This window comes from Bacteroidales bacterium, from assembly GCA_029210725.1.
GTDB lineage: Bacteria > Bacteroidota > Bacteroidia > Bacteroidales.
Window position 1 is genome coordinate 15,029 of record JARGFM010000003.1, and the last position, 23,438, is coordinate 38,466.

The window sequence follows — 23,438 nt, forward strand, 5'->3', positions numbered from 1 at the left end:
TGTTAAAAAAGCTGCTCCGGCAGCTTTTTTTATGCCCGGGAAAAAAGAGAGTTTTTTTTTTGTGATCTAATTAAAATATTCATACATTTGCGAACCGATTTTGGAGGGTGTTTTTCATTGAAGTTCTTTGATTGCCGATGTAGCTCAGTTGGTCAGAGCAGCTGATTTGTAATCAGCAGGTCGGGGGTTCGAATCCCTCCATCGGCTCTGATCACAAATAGAGTACATTAACATATTGAAAACAGGGGAGATACCAAAGTGGCCAACTGGGGTAGACTGTAAATCTACTGTCGTACGACTTCGGAGGTTCGAATCCTTCTCTCCCCACGTAAAAAATTGTTTTACTTGAAGGAGTAAGCACGCGGGAATAGCTCAGTTGGTAGAGCACAACCCTTCCAAGGTTGGGGTCGCGAGTTCGAGCCTCGTTTCCCGCTCAAACCTTGAGTAAGCCGATGTAGCTCAGGGGTAGAGCGCTTCCTTGGTAAGGAAGAGGTCCCGGGTTCAATTCCCGGCATTGGCTCTGAAAAATAGAAATGTAATAAAATAAACAAGTAGCAAATTAATTAAACAAGTTATGGCTAAGGAAAAATTTGATAGGTCCAAACCGCACGTCAATATTGGTACCATTGGTCACGTTGACCACGGAAAAACCACATTGACCGCTGCAATAACAATGGTTCTTGCAAAAAAGGGACTCTCTGAAATCAGGGATTTTGACTCCATTGACAACGCACCGGAAGAAAAAGAGCGTGGTATTACCATTAATACCGCTCACGTTGAGTATCAGACAGCGAACAGGCACTATGCGCACGTTGACTGTCCGGGTCACGCTGACTATGTAAAGAATATGGTAACTGGTGCTGCCCAAATGGACGGTGCGATTATCGTTGTTGCCGGAACTGACGGTCCTATGCCACAAACCAGGGAGCACATCCTCCTGGCCCGCCAGGTAAACGTACCCAAGATCGTAGTCTTCCTGAATAAGGTGGATATGGTGGATGACGAGGAACTCCTCGAGCTGGTTGAAATGGAAGTTCGTGAATTGCTCGACTTCTACGAATTCGACGGAGAAAATGCTCCCGTGATCCACGGTTCCGCTCTTGGTGCACTGAATGGTGAAGAGAAGTGGGAAGACAAGGTTATGGAGCTGATGGATGCAGTGGATTCTTATATCCCCATTCCTCCCCGTGACATTGAGAAGCCTTTCCTGATGCCGGTTGAAGATGTATTTTCAATCACCGGACGTGGTACTGTTGCTACTGGTAGAATCGAAACCGGTGTGGTAAACACAGGTGATGAGATGAACCTGATTGGTCTGGGTGCCGAAGGACGCAAGACGGTTGTAACGGGTGTGGAGATGTTCCGCAAGATCCTGGACAGAGGTGAAGCCGGTGATAATGTTGGTCTGTTGCTTCGTGGAGTGGACAAGAAGGAGATCAAGAGGGGTATGGTTATTGCCAAACCCGGATCGATCACTCCTCACACCGAGTTTACCGCCCAGGTATATGTCCTGAAGAAAGAGGAAGGTGGACGCCATACTCCCTTCCATAACAACTACCGTCCCCAGTTTTACCTGAGGACCTTGGACGTAACCGGTGAGATCAAGCTTCCTGAAGGAACTGAGATGGTTATGCCCGGAGATGACGTGGAGATCACAGTAAAGTTGATCTATCCTGTGGCTATCAACGTAGGTCTGCGTTTTGCTATCCGTGAAGGCGGACGTACTGTGGGTGCCGGACAGGTGATTAAAATCGACGAATAGTATTTGACCATGATACTAAATGGAGAGCACGGGTCAATTTACAGACCCGGCTTCTCTGTTTAAATGCGTTAGGTACACGGGTGTAGCTCAGTTGGTAGAGCACTGGTCTCCAAAACCAGGTGTCGGGCGTTCGAGTCGCTCCTCCCGTGCAAATATTGATCAGAATGAAGAGAATAATAAATTATCTGAAGGAATCTTATAACGAGCTGGTACACAAAGTGACCTGGCCTACCGTTAAAGAGCTGCAGAACAGCGCTTTGGTAGTTATGGTCGCCTCTCTCATCTTTGCCTTGATTGTCTTCGCAATGGATATCTCTTTTCAAAAGATCCTTGAGGGCATCTATAAATTAGTGTAATCCATGAGTAATCTGGAAAAGAAGTGGTATGTTCTCAGAGCCATCGGAGGTAAAGAGAAGAAGGCCAAAGAATATATCGAAAGTGAAATCAACAGGTTAAACCTGCAGGACTATATTGCACAGGTGCTGATCCCTACCGAGAAGGTTTACCAGATTCGAAATGGTAAAAAAATCAGCAAGGAACGCAACTATTTTCCTGGTTATGTGTTAATTGAAGCAACACTGACCGGCGAGGTTCCCCATATTCTGAGGAATATTCCCAACATCATTGGATTTCTGGGCTCCGAGGGGGACCAGATGCCCACTCCTCTCAGGCCCTCTGAAGTGAACAGGATCCTGGGTAAGGTGGATGAACTGTCGGCCAGTGATGAAGAGATTACAGTACCTTTCTTCGTAGGCGAATCGGTGAAGGTCATCGACGGGCCATTCAACAGTTTCACCGGCATTATTGAAGAGGTGAACGATGAGAAGAAGAAGCTCAAGGTGATGGTGAAGATCTTTGGTCGTAAGACCCCGCTTGAGCTGAGCTTTATGCAGGTGGAAAAAGATGGATAATAATAAAAATATTACAATCTCCGGACAATGATATGCCCATGAATGCTTCCTGTATGGTTGTCAGCGGATGTTGTAAGCGGTAAGTATATAAACAGTTAAATAAAATGGCAAAAGAAGTAGAAGGCTTAATCAAGTTGCAAATAAGGGGTGGAGCAGCTAATCCCTCCCCTCCCGTGGGACCCGCACTGGGTGCCAAGGGCGTCAACATTATGGAGTTCTGCAAGCAATTTAATGGCAGAACCCAGGAGCAGGCCGGGAAACTGTTGCCAGTGATCATTACCGTCTATTCCGATAAATCTTTTGAATTTATTGTAAAGACACCCCCTGTGGCAGTTCAACTGCTGGAAAAGGCTAAACTTAAGAAAGGTTCGGCCGAATCAAACAGGGTGAAGGTAGCCAGCGTCACCTGGGATCAGGTGCGTGAGATTGCTGAAGCAAAGATGCCCGACCTCAATGCGTTTACTGTGGAGTCTGCTATGAAAATGGTTGCTGGTACCGCAAGGAGTATGGGAATTACCATTAAAGGTGTATTTCCGTCTAACAATTAATTCCTTATAAAAAATGAGTAAACTGACTAAAAACAGGAAGTTAGCTTTAGAGAAGTTAGACAAGGACAAGCAATATACTATCCGTGAGGCTGCAGGACTTGTGAAGGAGATGACCGCTACCAAATTTGATGCATCGGTGGATATCGATGTTCGTCTGGGAGTGGATCCGAGAAAAGCCAACCAGATGGTGCGTGGCGTTGTTACCCTTCCCCACGGGACTGGTAAAGATGTCAAAGTGCTGGTACTCTGTACTCCGGAGAAAGAGGATGAGGCAAAAGAAGCCGGAGCCGATTATGTTGGGCTGGATGACTATATCGAGAAGATCGAAAAGGGTTGGACCGATATGGATGTGATCATCACCATGCCCCCCGTCATGGCTAAAATAGGGAAACTCGGTCGAGTACTGGGTCCCAGGGGACTGATGCCTAATCCTAAAAGCGGTACTGTTACCATGGAAATCGGAAAAGCTGTCATGGATGTGAAGATGGGGAAGATCGATTTCAAAGTAGACAAATATGGTATCGTACATACCTCTATTGGTAAAGTATCCTTTACTGCAGAGAAAGTTGCTGAAAATGCCCGTGAGTTTATCAACACGATCATTAAGCTGAAACCAACTGCAGCAAAGGGAACCTATATCAAAAGTATCTATCTCTCCAGTACCATGAGTCCCGGGGTAAAGATAGATCCTAAAGCTATCGAAGAATAATAATCGCTAAAGTGTCTCAAGACAATGAGAAGAGAAGAAAAGGAAGTAATCATTGACAACCTGGCACAGCGGCTGGACGATTCAAAACATTTTTATCTGACAGATATATCCTCGCTTAATGCTGAGGAGACTTCCAGGTTGAGAAGGAAGTGTTTTGAAAGAGAGATCAGCCTCATGGTTGTTAAGAATACATTGCTTCGCAAAGCTATGGAGAAGTCCGAAGGCGATTTTAATGATCTGTACGATGTATTGAAAGATTCCACCTCCATCATGTTCTGTGAGACAGGGAATATCCCTGCCAAACTGATCAAGGAGTTCAGAAAAACTATGGAGAAGCCTTTATTGAAGGCTGCCTTCGTCGAGGAATCCATATATATCGGAGATGATCAGCTGGATGCTCTCTCCAATATCAAATCGAAAGAGGAGTTACTGGGCGATCTGCTTATGCTCTTACGGTCACCTGCTTCAAACCTGGTGTCTGCACTTGCATCTGGCGGCTCAAAACTGGCCGGAGCTCTTAAAACTTTATCAGAAAAAGAAAACTAATACATTTAAAATTAATAAAAATGGCTGACGTTAAAAAAATTGCTGATCAGTTGGTCGAACTGACCGTTAAAGAAGTAAATGAATTGCTCGATGTGCTTAAAGAAGAGCATGGTATCGAGCCTGCTGCTGCTGCAGTTGCTTTTGCAGGTCCTGCCGCTGGCAGTGAAGGAGCTGCTGTAGAAGAAAAGTCTGAATTTGATGTGATCCTGAAGGCTCCGGGTGGAGCCAAGCTGCAGATTGTGAAGCTTGTAAAGGAACTCACCGGACTTGGACTGAAAGAAGCCAAAGCTGTAGTTGATTCTGCGCCTGCACCAGTGAAAGAGGGTGTAAGCAAGGATGAGGCCGAATCTCTCAAAACCCAATTAGAAGAAGCTGGAGCAGAAGTTGAGCTTAAATAATAGGGCAATCGCATTATCCACTTACAGGTTTAGATCCTTGCTCTGCGGGGGTCTAAGCCTTTTTGCAGTTTTATAATTCTACACTTAATCCTCGGATTTAAACGCGATTTCAATGCCAAATAAAAATCAAGAACGAATAAGTTTTGCTTCCATAAAGAATCAGCTGGAATATCCTGATTTTCTGGAAGTTCAATTGAAGTCATTTCATGATTTCTTTCAGATGGAAACCACCCCTGAAAACCGGACCGACGAAGGTTTGTACCAGGTTTTCCAGGAGAATTTCCCGATTACTGATACCCGGAACAATTTTGTGCTGGAGTTTCTCGACTATACCATCGATCCGCCCCGTTACTCCATTGATGAGTGCATCGAGCGCGGACTGACCTTCAGTGTTCCGCTGAAAGCCAAGCTGAAACTCTATTGTACAGATCCCGAGCATGAGGATTTTGACACGGTGATCCAGGATGTTTACCTGGGTACTGTTCCTTACATGACCGAGAGGGGCGTCTTCATTATCAATGGGGCCGAACGGGTGGTTGTCAGTCAGCTGCACCGTTCACCCGGAGTATTTTTCGGACAGAGTGTCCACGCCAACGGAACCAAGCTCTATTCTGCACGGATCATTCCGTTCAAGGGATCATGGATCGAGTTTGCTACAGACATCAATAACGTGATGTACGCTTACATCGATCGTAAAAAGAAATTACCTGTCACCACCCTGCTCCGGGCCATCGGCTATGAAAGCGATAAAGATGTGCTGGAGATATTTGGCCTTGCCGATGAGGTAAAGGTGTCCAAAACCGGATTGAAGAAGCTGGTGGGCCGGAAACTGGCTGCCCGTGTTCTGAAGAGCTGGATTGAGGATTTCGTGGATGAGGACACCGGCGAGGTGGTGTCCATCGAAAGAAACGAGGTGATCATTGACAGGGAGACTGTTCTGGAGAATGAGCATATCGATGAGATTATCGATTCAGGGGCCAAGACCATCCTTCTGCACAAGGATGTGCCCAATATCAATGACTTTGCTATTATATACAATACCCTGCAGAAGGACCCGTGTAATTCTGAGAAGGAAGCGGTGATGCATATCTACCGTCAGCTGCGGAACGCAGAACCGCCGGATGAACCTACTGCCAGGGATGTGATTGATAAACTGTTCTTCTCCGACAAGCGTTATGACCTGGGTGAAGTGGGCCGTTACAGGCTCAATAAAAAACTGGGACTTGACACCGATGTGGAGCACAGGGTGCTGACACGTGAAGACATTATCCAGATTATCAAATACCTCATCGAGCTGATCAACTCCAAGACCGATGTGGACGATATTGACCACCTGAGTAACCGGAGGGTACGTACCGTTGGAGAACAGCTCATGAACCAGTTCAGTGTGGGTCTTGCCAGGATGGCCCGTACCATTCGTGAACGTATGAATGTACGTGATAACGAGGTGTTTACACCTACCGACCTGATCAATTCGAAGACGCTCTCTTCCGTGATTAATTCCTTCTTTGGAACCAACCAGCTGAGCCAGTTTATGGACCAGACCAATCCACTGGCTGAGATGACCCACAAGCGCCGTATGTCGGCTCTCGGGCCTGGTGGCCTGAGTCGTGAGCGCGCCGGTTTTGAGGTTCGTGACGTTCACTATACACACTACGGAAGGCTCTGCCCCATTGAGACCCCCGAAGGTCCCAATATCGGTCTGATCTCCTCCCTCTGTGTATTTGCGCGAATCAGTGATCTGGGTTTCATTGAAACCCCTTACAGGCAGACTGAAAAAGGAAAGGTGGAGCTGGCAAACAAAGGAATCGTTTACCTGAGTGCTGAAGAGGAAGAAGATAAGCTGATTGCCCAGGCCAATGCACCCCTGAATGAGGATGGCACTTTTGTGAATCCCAGGGTGAAGGCCCGCTATGAAGCGGATTATCCACTGGCAGAGAAAAACGATGTAGTGTTAATGGATGTAGCTCCCAACCAGATCGCTTCCATAGCTGCTTCTTTGATTCCCTTCCTGGAGCACGATGATGCTAACCGGGCCCTGATGGGATCCAACATGATGCGTCAGGCAGTTCCCCTGATTTATCCCGAAGCGCCCATCGTGGGAACAGGCATTGAGATGAATGTGGTTCGTGATTCCAGGTTGCAGGTGCGGGCAGAGGAAGACGGAGTGGTGGAATTTGTGGATGCCAATGAAATTGTGGTGCGCTATAAGCGCAGCGAAGAGGCGCGTTTTGTGAGGTTTGATGATGATGTGAAGCGCTATAAACTCCCGAAATTCAGGAAAACCAACCAGAATACCTGTGTGAGCCTGAATCCCATTGTGAGAAAGGGCCAGATATTGAAGAAGGGGGATATTCTGACGCAGGGATATGCGACCCAGCAGGGAGAACTTGCTCTTGGAAGGAACCTGATGGTGGCCTTTATGCCCTGGAAAGGATATAACTTTGAGGATGCTATCGTGGTATCGGAGCGTCTGGTCCGGGAAGATGTATTTACATCGATCCATGTGGATGAATACCTCCTGGAGGTTCGGGATACCAAGCGCGGACTGGAGGAGCTGACCTCAGATATTCCAAACGTGAGTGAAGAGGCTACCAAGAATCTGGACGAGAACGGCCTGATCCGTATCGGAGCAGAGGTAATTCCCGGGGACATTCTGATCGGTAAGATCACCCCCAAAGGAGAATCTGATCCTTCACCGGAGGAGAAACTGCTCAGGGCCATCTTTGGAGATAAGGCCGGCGATGTTAAGGATGCTTCGCTGAAAGCAGGGCCCTCTCTTTACGGGGTAGTGATTGACAAGAAATTGTTCTCCCGTACCATGAAGGAGCGCAAGTCCCGTCCGGCTACCAAGCAGATCCTTGAGAAGATAGATGATACTTACCACAAGGATATTGCAGAAATCAGGAACCAGTTAATTGATAAACTGTTCGAACTGGTGAACGGAAAAACTTCACAGGGTGTGAAGGACTTCCTGAATGTGGATGTGATTCCCAAAGGGACTAAGTTTACCCAGAAGCAACTGCAGGAACTTGATTTCCCCAACCTGAATCCCCTGAAATGGACCACGGATAAGCATAAGAATGACCTGATCAGGGACCTGCTCCATAACTATATTATCAAGTTCAAGGAGATCGACGGCCTTTACAAGCGGAAGAAGCATAGCATTACCAGCGGGGATGAACTGCCCACCGGTATTATTCAGCTTGCAAAAGTGTATGTGGCGAAGAAGCGGAAGCTCACCGTGGGGGATAAGATGGCCGGTCGGCACGGTAACAAGGGTATTGTAGCCAAGATTGTGCGTTCGGAGGATATGCCCTTCCTGGCAGATGGAACTCCCGTGGATATCGTATTGAATCCGCTGGGTGTGCCCTCCAGGATGAACCTGGGCCAGATCTACGAAACGGTGCTTGGATGGGCCGGATTGAAACTGGACAAAAAGTTCGCAACTCCTATTTTTGACGGGGCCAGTATCGATCAGATCAACGAACTGACCGATGAGGCCGGTGTTCCCAGATATGGAAAGACCTTCCTTTATGACGGAGGTACCGGTGAACGCTTCGACCAGCCGGCTACGGTAGGTGTGATCTACATGCTGAAACTGGGACACATGGTGGAAGATAAGATGCACGCCAGGAGTATAGGACCCTACTCGCTGATTACCCAGCAGCCCCTGGGCGGAAAGGCCCAGTTTGGTGGACAGCGTTTTGGTGAGATGGAGGTCTGGGCCCTGGAGGCATTTGGTGCCGCCAATATACTGCAGGAGATCCTGACGGTCAAATCGGACGATGTCATCGGCAGGGCCAAAGCCTACGAGGCTATTGTGAAAGGCGAGCCGATGCCCATGCCCGGTATCCCGGAGTCACTGAACGTGCTCTTGCATGAACTGCGCGGACTGGGGCTTAGTGTGAACCTGGTGTAATCTGCTTTTACGGGCCGTAGCCCGGTCAGAATTAGTTTTAGAAACGTATTAATACAACATTATATGTCATTCAGGAAAGACACCAAAGTAAAAAGCAGCAATTTCAATAAGATTTCCATTGGATTGGCATCTCCCGAGGAGATCCTGGAGAGATCCAGCGGGGAAGTCCTCAAGCCTGAGACCATCAACTACCGGACCTATAAGCCGGAAAGGGATGGCTTGTTCTGCGAACGGATTTTTGGTCCGGTAAAAGACTACGAGTGTCATTGTGGTAAATATAAGCGGATCCGTTATAAGGGGATCGTATGCGACCGTTGCGGGGTGGAGGTAACCGAGAAAAAGGTGCGCCGTGAGCGAATGGGTCACATTTCACTGGTAGTACCGGTGGCTCATATCTGGTATTTCCGTTCCCTTCCAAACAAGATCGGCTACCTGCTGGGACTTCCTACTAAGAAGCTGGATTCCATCATTTATTATGAACGCTACGTGGTGATTAATCCGGGGATCAAGATGGCCGACGGAGTCAACTACCTCGACTTCCTGACCGAAGATGAGTACCTGGATATCCTGGCCAGTCTGCCCAAGGAGAACCAGGTGCTGGAGGATGACCATCCGGATAAATTCATTGCCGGCATGGGTGCCGAAGGTCTGCACCAGTTGCTGGGACGGCTGAACCTGGATGAACTGTCTTACTCCCTGAGGCACAAAGCCAGTACTGAAACTTCCCAGCAGAGGAAGAATGAAGCGCTTAAGAGGCTGCAGGTGGTGGAGGCCTTCCGTGCCTCCAAGGGGGTGAATCGTCCGGAATGGATGATCGTCAAGGTGGTTCCTGTCATACCGCCGGAATTGAGGCCCCTGGTTCCGCTCGACGGGGGCCGATTTGCCACCTCCGATCTGAACGATCTTTATCGCAGGGTGATCATCCGCAACAACCGTTTAAAGCGTCTGATCGAGATTAAGGCTCCTGAAGTGATTCTCCGTAATGAGAAAAGGATGCTGCAGGAAGCCGTGGACTCTCTGTTCGATAATTCGAGGAAAGCCAATGCAGTGAAGACCGATGCCAACAGACCGCTTAAATCTCTTTCCGACAGTCTGAAAGGAAAGCAGGGACGTTTTCGTCAGAACCTGCTTGGAAAGCGGGTCGACTACTCGGCCCGTTCGGTGATTGTGGTTGGACCTGAGTTGCAACTGCACGAATGCGGACTGCCTAAAGATATGGCTGCAGAACTCTATAAGCCATTTATCATCCGCAAGCTGATTGAGCGCGGGATTGTGAAGACGGTGAAGTCGGCCAAGAAGATTGTGGACCGCAAGGATCCTGTGGTATGGGATATCCTGGAGAATGTATTAAAAGGACACCCGGTACTGTTGAACCGGGCACCAACGCTTCACAGGCTGGGTATCCAGGCCTTCCAGCCAAAACTGATCGAAGGGAAGGCCATTCAGCTGCACCCTCTGGTGTGTACAGCCTTTAACGCTGACTTTGACGGGGACCAGATGGCGGTGCATCTTCCGCTTGGAAATGCTGCTGTTCTGGAGGCACAGATCCTGATGCTTGCTTCTCACAATATCCTGAACCCTGCCAACGGAGCCCCCATTGCGGTTCCTTCGCAGGACATGGTACTGGGACTCTATTACATTACAAAAGCAAAACGGTCGACCGAAGAAGAGCCGGTTAAGGGCGAGAATATGATCTTCTATTCGGCTGAAGAGGTGATCATTGCCTACAATGAGAAACGTGCCGACCTGCACGCGGTTATTAAGGTAAGGATCCCTAAACCGGGGTCTGAGAATGGACAGACCGAACTGATCGAGACTACAGTGGGACGTGTCCTTTTTAATGAGTTTGTTCCCCGGGAGATCGGATTTATCAATGAACTCCTGACCAAGAAATCACTTCGTGATATCATCGGACGTGTTCTGAAGATCACCGGTACCGCCAAAACCGCCAAGTTCCTGGATAATATCAAGAACCTGGGTTACGGTATGGCCTTTAAAGGGGGACTCTCCTTTAATCTGGATGATGTGATCATTCCCGCCGAGAAAGAGACCTTCGTGAAAGATGGATACGCACAGGTGGATGAGGTGGTGGCCAGTTACAACATGGGTGTGATTACCAACAACGAACGATACAACCAGATCATCGACGTGTGGACCCACACCAATGCCCGTCTGACCCAGTTACTGATGAATCAGCTGAGTTCGGATAAGCAGGGATTCAACCCGGTTTATATGATGCTGGACTCGGGTGCAAGGGGATCCAAGGAGCAGATTCGCCAGCTTTCCGGTATGCGTGGTCTGATGGCCAAGCCCCAGAAAAGCGGTTCGACCGGTTCCGAGATTATTGAAAACCCGATTCTCTCCAACTTCAAGGAGGGGCTTTCGGTTCTGGAGTACTTCATCTCCACTCACGGTGCCCGTAAGGGTCTTGCCGATACGGCCCTCAAGACCGCCGATGCCGGTTATCTGACCCGTCGCCTGGTGGATGTAAGCCAGGATGTCATAATCCAGGAACCCGATTGCGGAACCTTGCGCGGACTGGTAGCTTCCGCGATTAAGAAAAATGAGGAAGTTGTGGAAACCCTGTACGAGAGGATCCTGGGACGGACCACCGTACATGATGTATACCATCCCCTTACGGGTGAACTCGTAATTGCTTCCGGAGAAGAGATTACCGAAGAGATTGCAAGCGTTATCGAAGAGTCGCCCATCGAACAGGTGGAGATTCGTTCCGTACTGACCTGCGAATCCAAGAAAGGGGTATGCGCCAAATGTTACGGTCGAAACCTGGCTATCGGTAAGATGGTACAGATGGGTGAAGCCACCGGTGTGATCGCTGCACAGTCCATTGGAGAGCCCGGTACACAGCTTACCCTCCGGACCTTCCACGTTGGGGGTACCGCTTCCAACATCACCTCGGAATCCAACGTGATTTCCAAGTATGATGGCATCGTGGAGATTGAAGAACTGCGTACGGTAAGCTCCAAGAATCCGGAGACCGGAAACAAGATGGAAATCGTGATCGGTCGACTGGCGGAACTTCGCGTACTGGATAAAAACACCAGAATTGCATTAACCACACATACCATTCCTTACGGATCCAAGCTTTATACAAAGGATGGAGCCGAAGTGAAGAAGGGAGACCTGATGTGTGAATGGGATCCATATAATGCGTTGATTATCAGTGAAGCTGCCGGTAAGGTAAGCTTTGATAATGTCATTGAGGGAATCACCTTCAGGGATGAATCGGATGAGCAGACCGGTTTCAAGGAGAAGGTGATCGTCGAGAGCCGCGACCGCACCAAGAACCCGCTGATCAGAATTCTTGACAGCAAAGGGGAACTGGTGAAGAACTACAACCTTCCGGTTGGAGCGCATATTGCGGTAAACGAAGGAGATAAAGTGGCCGCCGGTGAGGTTCTGGTGAAGATACCGAGAGCGGTTGGGAAATCCGGGGATATCACCGGTGGACTGCCACGGGTGACCGAGCTCTTTGAAGCCAGGAATCCTTCCAATCCTGCTGTGGTTTCGGAGATCGACGGGGAGGTCGAATTTGGTAAGATCAAACGTGGTAACCGTGAGATTGTCATTACCTCCAAGGCCGGAGAAGTGAAGAAATACCTGGTTCCGCTGTCCAAACAGATCCTGGTACAGGAGAATGATTACGTCAGGGCCGGGATTCCGCTATCTGACGGAGCCATTACGCCAGCCGATATCCTGGCCATTAAAGGGCCTACCAAGGTCCAGGAGTATATCGTGAACGAAGTTCAGGAGGTATACCGGATGCAGGGGGTGAAGATCAATGATAAACACTTTGAGATCATTGTCCGTCAGATGATGCGTAAAGTAGAGATCGTGGATCCGGGCGATACCAAATTCCTGGAAAAGCAGGTGGTGGACAAGCATGATTTCATGGATGAGAACGACTGGATCTACGGCAAGAAAGTAGTTGTGGAAGCCGGGGACTCTCAGGAATACATTCCCGGCATGATTATTACTGCCCGGAAATTGAGGGACGATAACTCTGTGTTAAAGCGGAAAGACCTGAAACTGATCGAAGCCAGGGATGCGGTTCCTGCCACCTCATCGCAGGTACTCCAGGGGATCACAAAAGCTGCCCTGCAGACCAATAGTTTCATCTCCGCTGCCTCCTTCCAGGAGACTACCAAGGTGCTGAACGAAGCTGCCATTTTTGGAAAAGTGGATATCCTCGACGGACTGAAGGAGAATGTGATTGTAGGTCACCAGATCCCGGCTGGAACCGGATCCAGGATCTATAACAACCTGGTGGTAGGTTCCAAGGAAGAGTATGAACGACTCACATCCGGTATCGTTGAGAGCGAAAACCCTGAAGAGACAAAAGTGAAAGAATCTGTGAAGCAGTAAGTACATATCAGATGGAAGATAAAGCCAAAAAGAACCAGATCAACATTGAGTTGAAGGAGGATGTTGCCCAGGGCACTTACTCCAACCTGGCCATCATTACCCATTCTGCGTCCGAGTTTGTTCTGGACTTTGTGAGGGTGATGCCGGGGGTACCCAAGGCCGAGGTGAAGTCCAGGGTGATCCTGACCCCGGAACATGCCAAACGACTGCTCAAGGCCCTTCAGGACAATGTGGAGAAGTATGAGAAGGCCCATGGGAAGGTGAAGAACATCGAACCGGGCGGTCCCATTATGCCGATGAATTTCGGGGGGCCGACCGGGCAGGCCTGATTTATCTGAATTAGCTATTGATTTCCAGAAGGCTGTTCCGGGAGGGATGGCCTTTTTGTATAAAAAAGCCACCTGGCTGAGGCACAGGTGGTCTTGATTATTCGGGTTTGAACAGGAAGCTGCTTATTCCTTGATGCGGATCTCGGAGGTGATTTCCATAACCTTTCGGTAAACGACACTTACACCGCAGTACTTTTCCTCAGAAAGCCTGACTGCCTTTTCGATCTTATCCATGGGAAGATTATCTCCCTCTATCTCATAAATCACATGCATTTTATGGAAGTGCTTGGGGTGCTCATCTGTTAAATCACCTTCCACGATCACATTCAGGCTTTTCAGTTCCACCCTCATTTTTGCCAGGATGGATATCACATCCATAGCGGTGCACCCCCCCAGAGCTGCCAGCATCAGTGGTTTGGGGCGCGGACCTTTGTCCTGCCCGCCTACTTCCACTTTGGCATCAATCATTACTTTGTGTCCGTTGATCTCCGATTCAAAGGACATATTCTCGAGCCACTTTGTGCTAACAACTTCTTTTTCTTTCACTGCCATGTTCAATCTGTTTTTAAAATATTACCCTACCCGCTAATATAGGGTAAATTTGGGGTATATAAAGCTCTTTATATCTTCAGCTCCGAGAGAATTTCTTTCGATGACCTGAGATACTCCGCTGCACTTAGCGAAGCGATGGTTCCGTCGGCCACGGCCGTGGTGACCTGCCTGTATTTTTTCTGGATGCAATCGCCTGCGGCGAATACTCCGGGCAAACCGGTCTTCATTTCCTGTTCCACCAGGATCTCTTTTCGATCGTTCAGCGGGATGATCCCTTCCAGGTCGCTGGTATTGGGTATGTATCCGGCAAAAATAAAGACCCCGTCAATATTCATGGTGGAGGTTTTCCCCGTGGGCAGATGTTCCATACTTATCTCCTGCAGGACCCCGTTCCCCGAGAAGGAACGCAGTTCCGACTCCATCATGAATTCGATCTTAGGATTCGATTCAGCCTGTTCAACAGCATGCCTAAAAGCCTGGAAATGATCAAACTGATGCACGATGGTTACTTTTTTGGCAAAAGTGGTAAGCGCAACAGCCTCTTCCAGCGCCGAGTTGCCTCCGCCAACGACGATCACTTCTTTTCCGGTGAAAAATTCTCCATCACAGGTGGCACAGTAGGAGATGCCGCTCCCCTTGAATTCCTCTTCACCGGGCAGGTGCAGGGGCCTTGGTCTGCCTCCGGGGGTCAGGATCACGCTTCGGGAACGGAATTCCGTGCCGTTTTCCAGGACCAGGCGTTTGATATCGCCTTCCAGATCGTAGCTATGGATTTTCAGGTTGGATTTGATCTTGCATCCAAACTCTTTGGCCTGCTTCTTCATGGTAGAGGCGAGCAGGTAACCATTGGTTTTTTCAACCCCCGGGTAGTTGGCAATCTCATCAGTGAGCACCATCTGTCCGCCAATCGCGCCCTCGTTCAGGATCAGGGTGGAGAGACGGGCCCGTGAACTGTAAATGCCGGCGGTGAGGCCTGCAGCCCCACCACCGACTATAATCACATCAAAAATCTCTTCCTCTCTCATGCTTAAGCTTTTTCCACCGTTGAGGTGCTGAATTGTTCATCCAGGATGGCAGTCACCTGCTGCATGTTCTGGATGCTGCTGGTTGCTTTTGCTACTTTTCCGTTTTTATAATACATGGTAAAGGGAAGACCCATAAATCCGCGGCAGGCCTCGTCATTACGGATGATGCCTGCTTCGGGAGAATCGAAGGCCATCACGGCGAACTTCACATCGCTACGCTCCTCCTCAAGTTCCTCCATCACATCATATACGGGGATACACATGGGACCCATGCGGCCGCAGCAAACCATCACATTCTCGTTCTCAGCTATCATCTTTTCCAGTTCTGCTGCAGTCTCTATCTCGTGTAAATTGGTGTGTAACATTTTCATTTTTCCTGTTTTTTTTGATTAATTATTTATGTCGTTTCGACGGTGCAAAGATCCTGTTTTTGCCCGGAAGTCTCAGCATATTGGATACGGGGATTTGATAGCTTTTTTGCTATTATTTTTCAACTATCTTTGGATTGTTTTTTGAGAAAGGGGCAGAAACAGACAGATGGCAGATCAGAATCATCACCGGAATGGTGGTAAACGGAAGAATGAACCGGACTGTTTTCAGCTGATTTCCAGGGAAGATCTGGAGTCTCTCAGCGAAAACCGGACACAGATCACCTATCTGAAAGGGGAAACTGTATTTAAACAGGGGGCCTTTGCCCCGCATGTACTCTTTATCCAATCGGGATTAATCAGGGTCTACCTCCAGACCGGCCGGAACAGGGTACAGAACCTGTGGATCTCAAAAAGCGGTGACTTTCTGGCATTTTCCTCTCTGTTTGGAGAACGGACCTATACCTACTCGGCAGTAGCAATGAAAGACGCTGAATTGCTGATGATAGATAAAGAGAGCCTGAGGAAGCTCCTGCAAACCAATCCCGAATTCGGTTTTCGGATCACCTCCAAAAACTACCATTCGGAGAAACACCTGATGGAGCTGGTGGCAAGCCTTTCCTATAAACAGATGCGTGGAAAGCTGGCCACTGCGCTGCTCTACCTCAACTCGGAAAACTTCCTGGGGGAAGAGGTTTTTACTTACCTTTCAAGGCAGGATATTGCCGATTTTGCTTCTATTTCGGTGGAGAGTGTGATTAAGTTTCTGAAGGAGTTTGAAAAGGAGGGAATCCTGGTCCTCGAGAATAAGAACATTCTCATCAGCGATCCGGAACGGCTGGGAGTAATCAGTGCTACCGCTTAGCAGGATCGTGGCCTTTTTGTATTGATTTTAGATAACCTTGTTTCTATGTGCCGTTTTTAGAATTCTTTTATATTTGTCAGGACTTAAAATCAGATTCATATGCGTATTCTCGTTTGTATAAGTAATGTACCGGATACCACCACCAAGGTGAAGTTTTCGACCGATCTCACCAGCTTTGATGACAGCGGGGTTCAGTGGATTATCAATCCCTGGGATGAACTGGCACTGACCAGGGCCATGGAGCTGAAGGAAGATGCCTCCAATCCGGTATCCGGAGTAAGTGTGGTAAGCGTTGGGTCCGCCCTGGTGGAACCCACCCTTCGAAAAACGCTGGCCATTGGAGCCGACGACGCCATCCGCGTAGATGCAAATTCTTCTGATGCACATTATGTGGCAGCTCAACTGGCAGCAGTTGCGGCCAATGGCGATTATGGCGCGATCCTTTGCGGAATCGAGTCCAGCGACTATAACGGCTCGGCCGTCGGAGGAATGATCTCGGAGATCCTGGGTATTCCTTCAGTTTCGGCCGTATCCGGACTGAAATTTGCAGGCGATAAGGTAGTCCTTTCCCGGGATATCGATGGAGGCAAAGAGGAGGTAAGTGTTCCTGCCCCCTTTGTGGCTGTTGTTCAGAAGGGCATTGCCAGGGAACCACGGATCGCTGCCATGCGCGGGATCATGATGGCCAGGAAAAAGCCTTTACAGGTGGTCCCTGCAGTGGAGGCAGAAACATTTACTGCTTATAAGTCTTTTGCCATGCCGGAACCGAAAGCCCCCTGCAGGATGGTGGATGCGGATAATGTGAAAGAACTGGTCCATCTTCTTCAGAATGAGGCTAAAGTTCTTTGATCCTTTATATTAACTTATTAACGCACTAAGCTAAATTATATGTCAGTATTAGTTTATACAGAAAACTGGGATGGAAAATTCAAGAAACTCTCTTATGAATTGGTATCCTATGCGAAAACTGTGGCCGCTTTGGCTGGGGGCGATGTAACTGCTCTCTCCATCGGATCCGTGGACCAGGATGAACTGTCGACCCTGGGCAACTATGGGGCCTCCCTGGTATTGAGTGCGGATGCAGCTCCATCCGGACTCGATAACCAGGTCTACACCTCCATCATTGCTGCTGCCATGGAGAAGTGCGGAGCCAGGATACTGGTGCTTGCGCATAACAATACGGGCAAGGCTCTTGCGCCCCGTCTCTCTGTGAAGCTGAAGGCCGGACTGGCTGCAGCGGTGATTGCGGTACCTGAGTCTGCCGGTCCCCTGGTAGTGAATAAAAAAGTATACAGCGGGAAAGCCTTTGCCAAGGTTGAGATCCTTACGGATAAGGCGATCCTGACCCTGTCTCAGAATTCTTTTGAGATTTGTGAAACAGGTGGGACTGCCACCGTGGAAGCCTTTGATCCGGATGTGGATGTGGCTGCCGCTGCTACTTCCATCCAGGATGTACAGAAGCAGGAAGGGAAACTGTTGCTGAGCGATGCCGATGTGGTTATTTCAGGTGGCCGGGGGATGAAATCACCGGATAACTGGGCGCCCATTGAAGAACTGGCCACCCTGCTGGAAGGAGCCACTGCCTGCTCCCGTCCGGTCTCGGACGAGGGGTGGAGACCACATTCAGAGCATACCGGGCAGACCGGGAAAATCATTGCCCCTAACCTCTACATGGCTTTTGGGATCTCCGGTGCCATTCAACATCTGGCTGGAGTCAGTTCTTCCAAATGCATTGTGGCGGTGAACACTGACAAGGATGCCCCGATATTCGAGGCAGCCGATTACGGGATTGTCGGTGATGCCCTTAAAGTGCTTCCCGAACTGATCAGTGAGATCCGGGCTGCCAGGGCTCAGTAGTTTACTTAATCCCTCTTCTATGGACAAACAGCTTATCTTCCTGCTTGTACTGGTACTTACGCTGCTGGTTTTTGCTTTTACACTGCGCAGATACATCGCTTATTTCAGGCATACCCGGAAGGGCTTTCCGGTTAAGCAGCTCGGACGAAGGTTCGGGGTGATGATGGAGGTGGCCGTCGGCCAGACCAAAATTTTCCGCCGTCCGCTAATGGGTCTCTTGCATGCTCTGGTATTCTGGGGCTTCCTGGTCATCCTGATCGGGAGCATCGAGATGCTTATTGACGGCCTTGCCGGAACCGAACGGGTACTCTCCTTCCTGGGAGGCTTTTATAATTTTATCATGGCCTCTGGCGATATTTTTGCCCTGATCATTGCCCTGGCCATCCTGGTTTTTCTTTTCCGGCGCGTTTTTCTGCATGTGAAGCGATTCTCGGGAATTGAAATGAAGCATATCTCGCACCTGGATGCCAATGTGGCTCTGACCATGATCCTGCTACTGATGGTATCCCTGCTGGGTATGAATACCTTCTATATCCAGTCGGCCACCCATGCAGGTCACGAGGTGGCAGGATTATTTCCGGTAAGTAAGGTGCTGGCAGGATGGATCGACGCCGGGGATCAGAACGAATTCTGGCACCAGTTGAACTGGTGGGCCCATATCGGACTGATCTTTGTGTTTGCCAACTACCTTCCCTATTCCAAGCATTTTCACGTTTTTATGTCTGTTCCCAATGTTTTTCTGAGCAGGCTGGAACCCCTTGGAAAAGTGGATACCATGGAAAGCATTACCAGGGAGGTGAAGATCATGATGGATCCCGGCCAGGCCTTTGCTTCCCCCCCGGAGGGTGCCGAAGCTGAGGAAGAGGTTCCGGAGCGTTTCGGGATTCTGGATGTGGAGGACGTAAGCTGGAAAAATTACTTTGATTCCCTGGCCTGCACCGAATGCGGCCGGTGTACAGCGGTTTGTCCGGCCAATATCACCGGGAAAATGCTGTCGCCGCGGAAGATCATCATGGATGTCAGGGCCCGGATGAAAGAGAAAGGTCCGGGTCTGATCAGGAAGGGGAAAGAGTACTCTGACAACCGCACCCTGCTCAGGGATTATATTTCGGAAGAGGAACTCTGGGCCTGTACCTTGTGTAATGCCTGTGCCCAGGAGTGTCCCATTAATATCAATCATCCGTCCATCATTCTTGGAATGCGGCGTTACCTGGTTATGGAGGAGTCGGCCGCACCTGGCGAATTGAATGCCATCTTCTCCAATATTGAGAATAACGGTGCCCCCTGGCAGTTCTCCCCGGAGGATCGTGTGTTATGGGCCGAAGGAAAAGTGGAGGTGCCGCTGATGGCCGATTTGATGGCCAGGGGTGAACAGCCTGAATACCTGCTTTGGGTGGGCAGTGCCGGTGCCTTTGACGACCGTTACAAGCAGGTGAGTGTGGCCTTTGCCAGGATTCTGAACCACCTGGGAATCTCCTATGCCACTCTGGGGGCGGAAGAGTCCTCCAGTGGAGATGTGGCCCGACGGGCAGGGAATGAAATGCTTTTCCAGATGCAGGCTTTGATGAACATGGAGATCCTGAACGGATACGAGGTGAAGAAAATCATCACCTGCGATCCACATGCCTACAATACCCTGAAGAATGAGTATCCGGAACTGGGAGGGGAATATGAAGTTTTTCATCATTCCCAGTTCTTGCGTGACCTGATGAAGGATGGAAAATTATCTCTGAACGGAGGCTCGCTGGCCGGAAAGACGATAACCTATCACGACCCCTGTTATCTGGGGCGTGCCAACGGGGAGTACAGGGCTCCGCGTGAGCTGCTGGAGGCTCTGGGAACAACCGTGGAAATGAAGCGGAACAAGAGTTTTGCACTCTGCTGTGGTGCCGGTGGCGGACAGATGTTCAAGGAGGCTGAAAAAGGGCAGAAGGAAGTATTCATGGAGCGGACCGAAGATGCACTGGAGACCGGTGCCAATATCATCGCCACGGCTTGCCCTTATTGTATGGTGATGATGACCGACGGACTGAAGTATAAGAACAAAGAGGAAGAGATCAGTAATTATGACATTGCTGAGCTGGTAGCCCGGAATCTTGGATTATAATAACTATTAAGCAAATAACTAATGGAAGAGAAAAGACTAATTACCGGCGGTGAATTTTTGGTGAAAGAGACCAGTCCAGCCGATGTGTTTATTCCTGAAGAGCTCGACGAAGAGCAGCGAATGATCGGGGAGTCCTGCAAGGATTTTTTGAACGCAGAGGTATTTCCAGTGGCGGATCGCATTGACGCCCAGGAGGAAGGTCTTATGAGGAGTCTGATCGAGAAGAGCGGTGAATTGGGATTGCTTGGCATTGCCATTCCCGAGGAGTATGAAGGATTCGGGCAGAATTTTATTACCACCATGTATGCCAGCGAGGTTATGGGAGCCGGTTATTCCTATGCCGTGGCTTATTCCTGTCACACGGGGATCGGGACCCTGCCCATTCTGTATTATGGCAATGAGGAGCAGCGTGCCCGTTACATTCCGCAGCTGGCCACAGGAGAAAAGGTGGGGGCGTACTGCCTGACCGAGCCGGGGGCCGGATCGGATGCCAACTCCGGAACCACCAAGGCAATTCTGTCAGAAGACGGGACGCATTACATTCTGAACGGGGCCAAGATGTGGATTACCAACGCCGGGTTCGCGGATGTATTTACTGTATTTGCCAAAATTGATAACGATCGGGTACTGAGTGCCTTTATCCTGGAACGCAATTTTGAAGGGATCACCTTTAATCCCGAGGAAAAGAAGATGGGGATCAAGGGATCATCGACCCGGCAGATCTTTTTTAATGATGTGAAGGTGCCGGTAGAGAATCTGCTGGGTAAACGTGGTGAGGGCTTCCGGATTGCCCTGAACATCCTGCATATGGGACGGATCAAGCTGGGGGCCAATGTAATTGGCTCCGCCAAGATGGCTGTAGACCAGTCGGTGGGATATGCCAACGAACGAAAGCAGTTTAACAGCCTGATCTCTCAGTTTGGAGCCATTAAGCATAAACTGGCCGAACAGGTGATCCGCACCTTTGCCACGGAGAGTTCGGTGTACCGTGCCAGCCAAGCCCTGGATGATGCCATCGAATATTATGTGGCCCATGGGGACGACAAGGGGCGCAGTACCATGGAGGCCTTTAACCATTTCGCCGTGGAAGCAGCAGCCATGAAAGTCTTCGGATCCGAATCGCTGGACTATATCGTGGATGAGGGGGTACAGATCCACGGAGGCATGGGTTTCTCTGCAGAGATGATGATCGACAAGGGATACCGCGACTCCAGGATCAACCGGATCTTTGAGGGAACCAATGAAATCAACCGCCTCCTCCTGGTGGACAACATTCTGAAGAAAGGCGCCAAAAAGGTGCTTCCTGTTTTCGAATTGGGAGAGCAGGCCTTGCAGGAGGTGAAGGGACTCAAAGGGGCTCCCGCGCCGGCCGGGTCTTATTTTGAGGAGAAGGATCACTATGTGGCCAATTTCAAGAAAGTGGTGCTGATGCTGCTTAAATCGGCTTCAGATGCTTTTGGCCGCCAGCTTGTACATGAGCAGGAAGTGCTCAGCAATATCTCAGACTGTATTATCCAGACCTATGCAGCGGAATCGGTGGTGCTTCGCCTGAAGAAGATGGAATCCCTGAAGGGGGAGGGTGAAATGGCACTTTACCGGGATATGGCTGACGTATTTGTTTACGACGTTGCTGCCCGCATCATGAAATATGCCAGGGACTCGGCCAACTCTTTTGCAGAGGGTGAAGCAGCTGAGCTTCTGGAGAAAGGGATATCCTGCTTTACCAAGGTGGCAGCTGTGAATGTAAAGGAAGCGCGCAGAAGGATTGCCGACCGTTTGATAGAAGAGAACCATTACTGTTTCTAATTTCTGAATCATCGAATCGCCCGATTCTTATAATATTGTTATGATGGGTGCCGGGAATGTGTCAACACACATTTCCCGGCATTTTCATTCTGCAGGGCACCGGATAAGCTGTATCTACTCCAGAACGGAGGAGTCTGCCAGGCGGCTGGCGGGCGAACTGGGCGTGCCCGGCACTTCGGAGATGGAAGAGGTACCCCGGGAGGCCGATTTTTACATTCTGGCTGTATCTGATCGTGCGGTCGCCGGCTTATGCAGAAAATTCGGGCATACCAGGGGGATCTGGCTTCATACGGCAGGGTCGCTTCCCATGAATCTTTTTCAGGGCATCTTTGAGCAATACGGGGTGCTCTACCCTCTGCAGACACTCAGCCGGTCCCGCTCCCTGGAACCTGCCCGGATTCCCTGCCTGGTGGAGGGCTCCTCGCCTGAGGTAAGTGAAAAAGTAAAAAAACTGGCGTCGTCCGTTTATCAGAGTGTGGAAGAGGTGGATTCGCCAAAGCGCCTGGTGATTCACGCCGCGGCTGTATTTGCCAATAACTTCACGAATCACATGGTTCATATTGCCCGGCAGTTAATCAGGGCCCAGAAGCTCGATCCCGGACTGCTGGATCCCCTGGTGAAGGAGACCTTTGAGAAGATCATAGCATTGGGTGCCCTTGAGGCGCAGACGGGACCAGCGGTGCGGGGTGACCGGGAAACCATGAATAAACATATAGAATTGCTGAAGGACCTTCCTGAATGGCAGAAATTGTATACTTTTATGAGCCGGGAAATAGGGAGGTCCCGGGATCAGGAAGACTCTGATTTTTTTTACTTGCATGACAAATTTTAAAGAAGGATTACAGGCGGTAAAGGCTTTCGTATTTGATGTGGACGGTGTTTTGAGCCGTCCGGAAGTTTACCTGCATCCCACCGGGGAGATTATGCGTTCCATGAACACCAAAGATGGGTATGCCCTGCAGTATGCGGTCAAACGCGGCTATCCGGTTGCGATTATTACCGGAGGGAATACCGAGTCGGTAGCCCTGCGTTTTAAGGGCCTCGGGATCACGGATATTTTTCTGGCCTCCTCCTGCAAATTGGACGATTTCAAGGATTTCCTGTTCAAATATGATCTGGAGCCGGAAGAAATCCTTTACATGGGCGATGACCTGCCCGATCTGGAGGTGATGAAGATAGTCGGAGTCCCTTGTTGTCCCGCCGATGCCGTGGAAGAGGTGAAATCGGTGTCGCATTATATCTCTCCTTTTAAAGGGGGTAAAGGGTGCGTCCGGGATGTGATGGAGCAGGTACTCCGGCTCCATGGCTGCTGGAACAACGGAGAACCATTTAGCTGGTAACTGAAAA

At 49.6% G+C, this 23,438-nt stretch carries 20 protein-coding genes and 5 tRNA genes; 22 read left to right on the plus strand and 3 right to left on the minus strand.

Annotated elements, in window-relative coordinates:
* Positions 1–133: 133 nt before the first annotated feature.
* From P1P86_02265 to P1P86_02335, 15 genes are all read left to right on the plus strand, one after another.
* Positions 134–207: transfer RNA gene (locus tag P1P86_02265), tRNA-Thr, on the plus strand.
* A gap of 37 nt (positions 208–244) precedes the next feature.
* Positions 245–327 (plus strand) — tRNA-Tyr (locus P1P86_02270).
* 34 nt (positions 328–361) lie between these two features.
* Positions 362–434, plus strand: a tRNA-Gly gene (locus tag P1P86_02275).
* 14 nt (positions 435–448) lie between these two features.
* Positions 449–520 (plus strand) — tRNA-Thr (locus P1P86_02280).
* A gap of 54 nt (positions 521–574) precedes the next feature.
* Entirely contained in the window at positions 575–1,762 is a 1,188-nt protein-coding gene (tuf, locus tag P1P86_02285) for an elongation factor Tu (protein ID MDF1574004.1), read from the plus strand.
* Between the two features lie 76 nt (positions 1,763–1,838).
* Positions 1,839–1,911, plus strand: a tRNA-Trp gene (locus P1P86_02290).
* A gap of 15 nt (positions 1,912–1,926) precedes the next feature.
* Positions 1,927–2,118 (plus strand): preprotein translocase subunit SecE, encoded by a 192-nt coding sequence (gene secE, locus P1P86_02295; protein ID MDF1574005.1) that lies wholly within the window; start codon positions 1,927–1,929, stop codon positions 2,116–2,118.
* Positions 2,119–2,121: 3 nt separating this feature from the next.
* Positions 2,122–2,673 carry a transcription termination/antitermination protein NusG gene (gene nusG, locus P1P86_02300; protein ID MDF1574006.1) on the plus strand — a complete coding sequence of 184 codons (552 nt, stop codon included), beginning with the start codon at positions 2,122–2,124 and terminating at the stop codon, positions 2,671–2,673.
* 104 nt (positions 2,674–2,777) lie between these two features.
* Positions 2,778–3,221, plus strand: coding sequence for a 50S ribosomal protein L11 (gene rplK, locus P1P86_02305; GenBank protein MDF1574007.1), 444 nt, complete (start codon positions 2,778–2,780; stop codon positions 3,219–3,221).
* Positions 3,222–3,234: 13 nt separating this feature from the next.
* Positions 3,235–3,930, plus strand: coding sequence for a 50S ribosomal protein L1 (gene rplA / locus P1P86_02310; GenBank protein MDF1574008.1), 696 nt, complete (start codon positions 3,235–3,237; stop codon positions 3,928–3,930).
* A gap of 24 nt (positions 3,931–3,954) precedes the next feature.
* Complete coding sequence (gene rplJ / locus P1P86_02315; GenBank protein ID MDF1574009.1) at positions 3,955–4,476, plus strand: 50S ribosomal protein L10; 522 nt, start codon at positions 3,955–3,957, stop codon at positions 4,474–4,476.
* Positions 4,477–4,496: 20 nt separating this feature from the next.
* The gene (gene rplL, locus P1P86_02320) at positions 4,497–4,874 is read left to right on the plus strand and encodes a 50S ribosomal protein L7/L12 (protein ID MDF1574010.1); all 378 of its coding nucleotides are present in this window, start codon (positions 4,497–4,499) and stop codon (positions 4,872–4,874) included.
* Between the two features lie 112 nt (positions 4,875–4,986).
* Positions 4,987–8,796: a DNA-directed RNA polymerase subunit beta gene (gene rpoB / locus P1P86_02325; GenBank protein ID MDF1574011.1), complete on the plus strand. Its 3,810-nt coding sequence runs from the start codon at positions 4,987–4,989 to the stop codon at positions 8,794–8,796.
* Between the two features lie 63 nt (positions 8,797–8,859).
* On the plus strand, positions 8,860–13,182 hold the full coding sequence (gene rpoC / locus P1P86_02330; protein MDF1574012.1) for a DNA-directed RNA polymerase subunit beta': 4,323 nt from the start codon (positions 8,860–8,862) through the stop codon (positions 13,180–13,182).
* 11 nt (positions 13,183–13,193) lie between these two features.
* Entirely contained in the window at positions 13,194–13,511 is a 318-nt protein-coding gene (locus P1P86_02335) for a DUF3467 domain-containing protein (GenBank protein ID MDF1574013.1), read from the plus strand.
* 123 nt (positions 13,512–13,634) lie between these two features.
* Here P1P86_02335 and P1P86_02340 read toward each other — a convergent pair whose 3' ends face one another.
* From P1P86_02340 to P1P86_02350, 3 genes are all read right to left on the minus strand, one after another.
* Positions 13,635–14,063, minus strand: coding sequence for an OsmC family protein (locus P1P86_02340; protein ID MDF1574014.1), 429 nt, complete (start codon positions 14,061–14,063; stop codon positions 13,635–13,637).
* A gap of 68 nt (positions 14,064–14,131) precedes the next feature.
* Positions 14,132–15,088 carry an FAD-dependent oxidoreductase gene (locus P1P86_02345; GenBank protein MDF1574015.1) on the minus strand — a complete coding sequence of 319 codons (957 nt, stop codon included), beginning with the start codon at positions 15,086–15,088 and terminating at the stop codon, positions 14,132–14,134.
* A 2-nt stretch (positions 15,089–15,090) separates the two neighbouring features.
* Positions 15,091–15,459 carry a thioredoxin family protein gene (locus tag P1P86_02350; protein ID MDF1574016.1) on the minus strand — a complete coding sequence of 123 codons (369 nt, stop codon included), beginning with the start codon at positions 15,457–15,459 and terminating at the stop codon, positions 15,091–15,093.
* Positions 15,460–15,625: 166 nt separating this feature from the next.
* On the opposite strand from P1P86_02350, the gene P1P86_02355 reads away from it, so the two are divergent.
* The 7 genes from P1P86_02355 to P1P86_02385 all read left to right on the plus strand — a co-directional run bounded on the left by P1P86_02355 (position 15,626) and on the right by P1P86_02385 (position 23,431).
* On the plus strand, positions 15,626–16,321 hold the full coding sequence (locus tag P1P86_02355; protein MDF1574017.1) for a Crp/Fnr family transcriptional regulator: 696 nt from the start codon (positions 15,626–15,628) through the stop codon (positions 16,319–16,321).
* Between the two features lie 99 nt (positions 16,322–16,420).
* The gene (locus P1P86_02360) at positions 16,421–17,170 is read left to right on the plus strand and encodes a hypothetical protein (protein ID MDF1574018.1); all 750 of its coding nucleotides are present in this window, start codon (positions 16,421–16,423) and stop codon (positions 17,168–17,170) included.
* Between the two features lie 39 nt (positions 17,171–17,209).
* Positions 17,210–18,178 (plus strand): electron transfer flavoprotein subunit alpha/FixB family protein, encoded by a 969-nt coding sequence (locus P1P86_02365; protein MDF1574019.1) that lies wholly within the window; start codon positions 17,210–17,212, stop codon positions 18,176–18,178.
* A 19-nt stretch (positions 18,179–18,197) separates the two neighbouring features.
* Entirely contained in the window at positions 18,198–20,285 is a 2,088-nt protein-coding gene (locus P1P86_02370) for a heterodisulfide reductase-related iron-sulfur binding cluster (protein MDF1574020.1), read from the plus strand.
* A gap of 21 nt (positions 20,286–20,306) precedes the next feature.
* The gene (locus P1P86_02375; GenBank protein ID MDF1574021.1) at positions 20,307–22,091 is read left to right on the plus strand and encodes an acyl-CoA dehydrogenase family protein; all 1,785 of its coding nucleotides are present in this window, start codon (positions 20,307–20,309) and stop codon (positions 22,089–22,091) included.
* A 40-nt stretch (positions 22,092–22,131) separates the two neighbouring features.
* The gene (locus tag P1P86_02380; GenBank protein ID MDF1574022.1) at positions 22,132–22,923 is read left to right on the plus strand and encodes a DUF2520 domain-containing protein; all 792 of its coding nucleotides are present in this window, start codon (positions 22,132–22,134) and stop codon (positions 22,921–22,923) included.
* Positions 22,910–23,431, plus strand: a complete 522-nt coding sequence (locus P1P86_02385; GenBank protein MDF1574023.1) for an HAD-IIIA family hydrolase — start codon at positions 22,910–22,912, stop codon at positions 23,429–23,431. The genes P1P86_02380 and P1P86_02385 overlap by 14 nt, the downstream gene beginning before the upstream one ends.
* Positions 23,432–23,438: the final 7 nt, after the last annotated feature.

Excerpts from the sequence above, each read along its gene's own strand:
- tuf (MDF1574004.1), top strand. The coding sequence starts at position 575 with ATGGCTAAGGAAAAATTTGATAGGTCCAAACCGCACGTCAATATTGGT.
- secE (MDF1574005.1), top strand. The coding sequence starts at position 1,927 with ATGAAGAGAATAATAAATTATCTGAAGGAATCTTATAACGAGCTGGTA.
- nusG (MDF1574006.1), top strand. The coding sequence starts at position 2,122 with ATGAGTAATCTGGAAAAGAAGTGGTATGTTCTCAGAGCCATCGGAGGT.
- rplK (MDF1574007.1), top strand. The coding sequence starts at position 2,778 with ATGGCAAAAGAAGTAGAAGGCTTAATCAAGTTGCAAATAAGGGGTGGA.
- rplA (MDF1574008.1), top strand. The coding sequence starts at position 3,235 with ATGAGTAAACTGACTAAAAACAGGAAGTTAGCTTTAGAGAAGTTAGAC.
- rplJ (MDF1574009.1), top strand. The coding sequence starts at position 3,955 with ATGAGAAGAGAAGAAAAGGAAGTAATCATTGACAACCTGGCACAGCGG.
- rplL (MDF1574010.1), top strand. The coding sequence starts at position 4,497 with ATGGCTGACGTTAAAAAAATTGCTGATCAGTTGGTCGAACTGACCGTT.
- rpoB (MDF1574011.1), top strand. The coding sequence starts at position 4,987 with ATGCCAAATAAAAATCAAGAACGAATAAGTTTTGCTTCCATAAAGAAT.
- rpoC (MDF1574012.1), top strand. The coding sequence starts at position 8,860 with ATGTCATTCAGGAAAGACACCAAAGTAAAAAGCAGCAATTTCAATAAG.
- P1P86_02335 (MDF1574013.1), top strand. The coding sequence starts at position 13,194 with ATGGAAGATAAAGCCAAAAAGAACCAGATCAACATTGAGTTGAAGGAG.
- P1P86_02340 (MDF1574014.1), bottom strand. The coding sequence starts at position 14,063 with ATGGCAGTGAAAGAAAAAGAAGTTGTTAGCACAAAGTGGCTCGAGAAT.
- P1P86_02345 (MDF1574015.1), bottom strand. The coding sequence starts at position 15,088 with ATGAGAGAGGAAGAGATTTTTGATGTGATTATAGTCGGTGGTGGGGCT.
- P1P86_02350 (MDF1574016.1), bottom strand. The coding sequence starts at position 15,459 with ATGAAAATGTTACACACCAATTTACACGAGATAGAGACTGCAGCAGAA.
- P1P86_02355 (MDF1574017.1), top strand. The coding sequence starts at position 15,626 with ATGGCAGATCAGAATCATCACCGGAATGGTGGTAAACGGAAGAATGAA.
- P1P86_02360 (MDF1574018.1), top strand. The coding sequence starts at position 16,421 with ATGCGTATTCTCGTTTGTATAAGTAATGTACCGGATACCACCACCAAG.
- P1P86_02365 (MDF1574019.1), top strand. The coding sequence starts at position 17,210 with ATGTCAGTATTAGTTTATACAGAAAACTGGGATGGAAAATTCAAGAAA.
- P1P86_02370 (MDF1574020.1), top strand. The coding sequence starts at position 18,198 with ATGGACAAACAGCTTATCTTCCTGCTTGTACTGGTACTTACGCTGCTG.
- P1P86_02375 (MDF1574021.1), top strand. The coding sequence starts at position 20,307 with ATGGAAGAGAAAAGACTAATTACCGGCGGTGAATTTTTGGTGAAAGAG.
- P1P86_02380 (MDF1574022.1), top strand. The coding sequence starts at position 22,132 with ATGATGGGTGCCGGGAATGTGTCAACACACATTTCCCGGCATTTTCAT.
- P1P86_02385 (MDF1574023.1), top strand. The coding sequence starts at position 22,910 with ATGACAAATTTTAAAGAAGGATTACAGGCGGTAAAGGCTTTCGTATTT.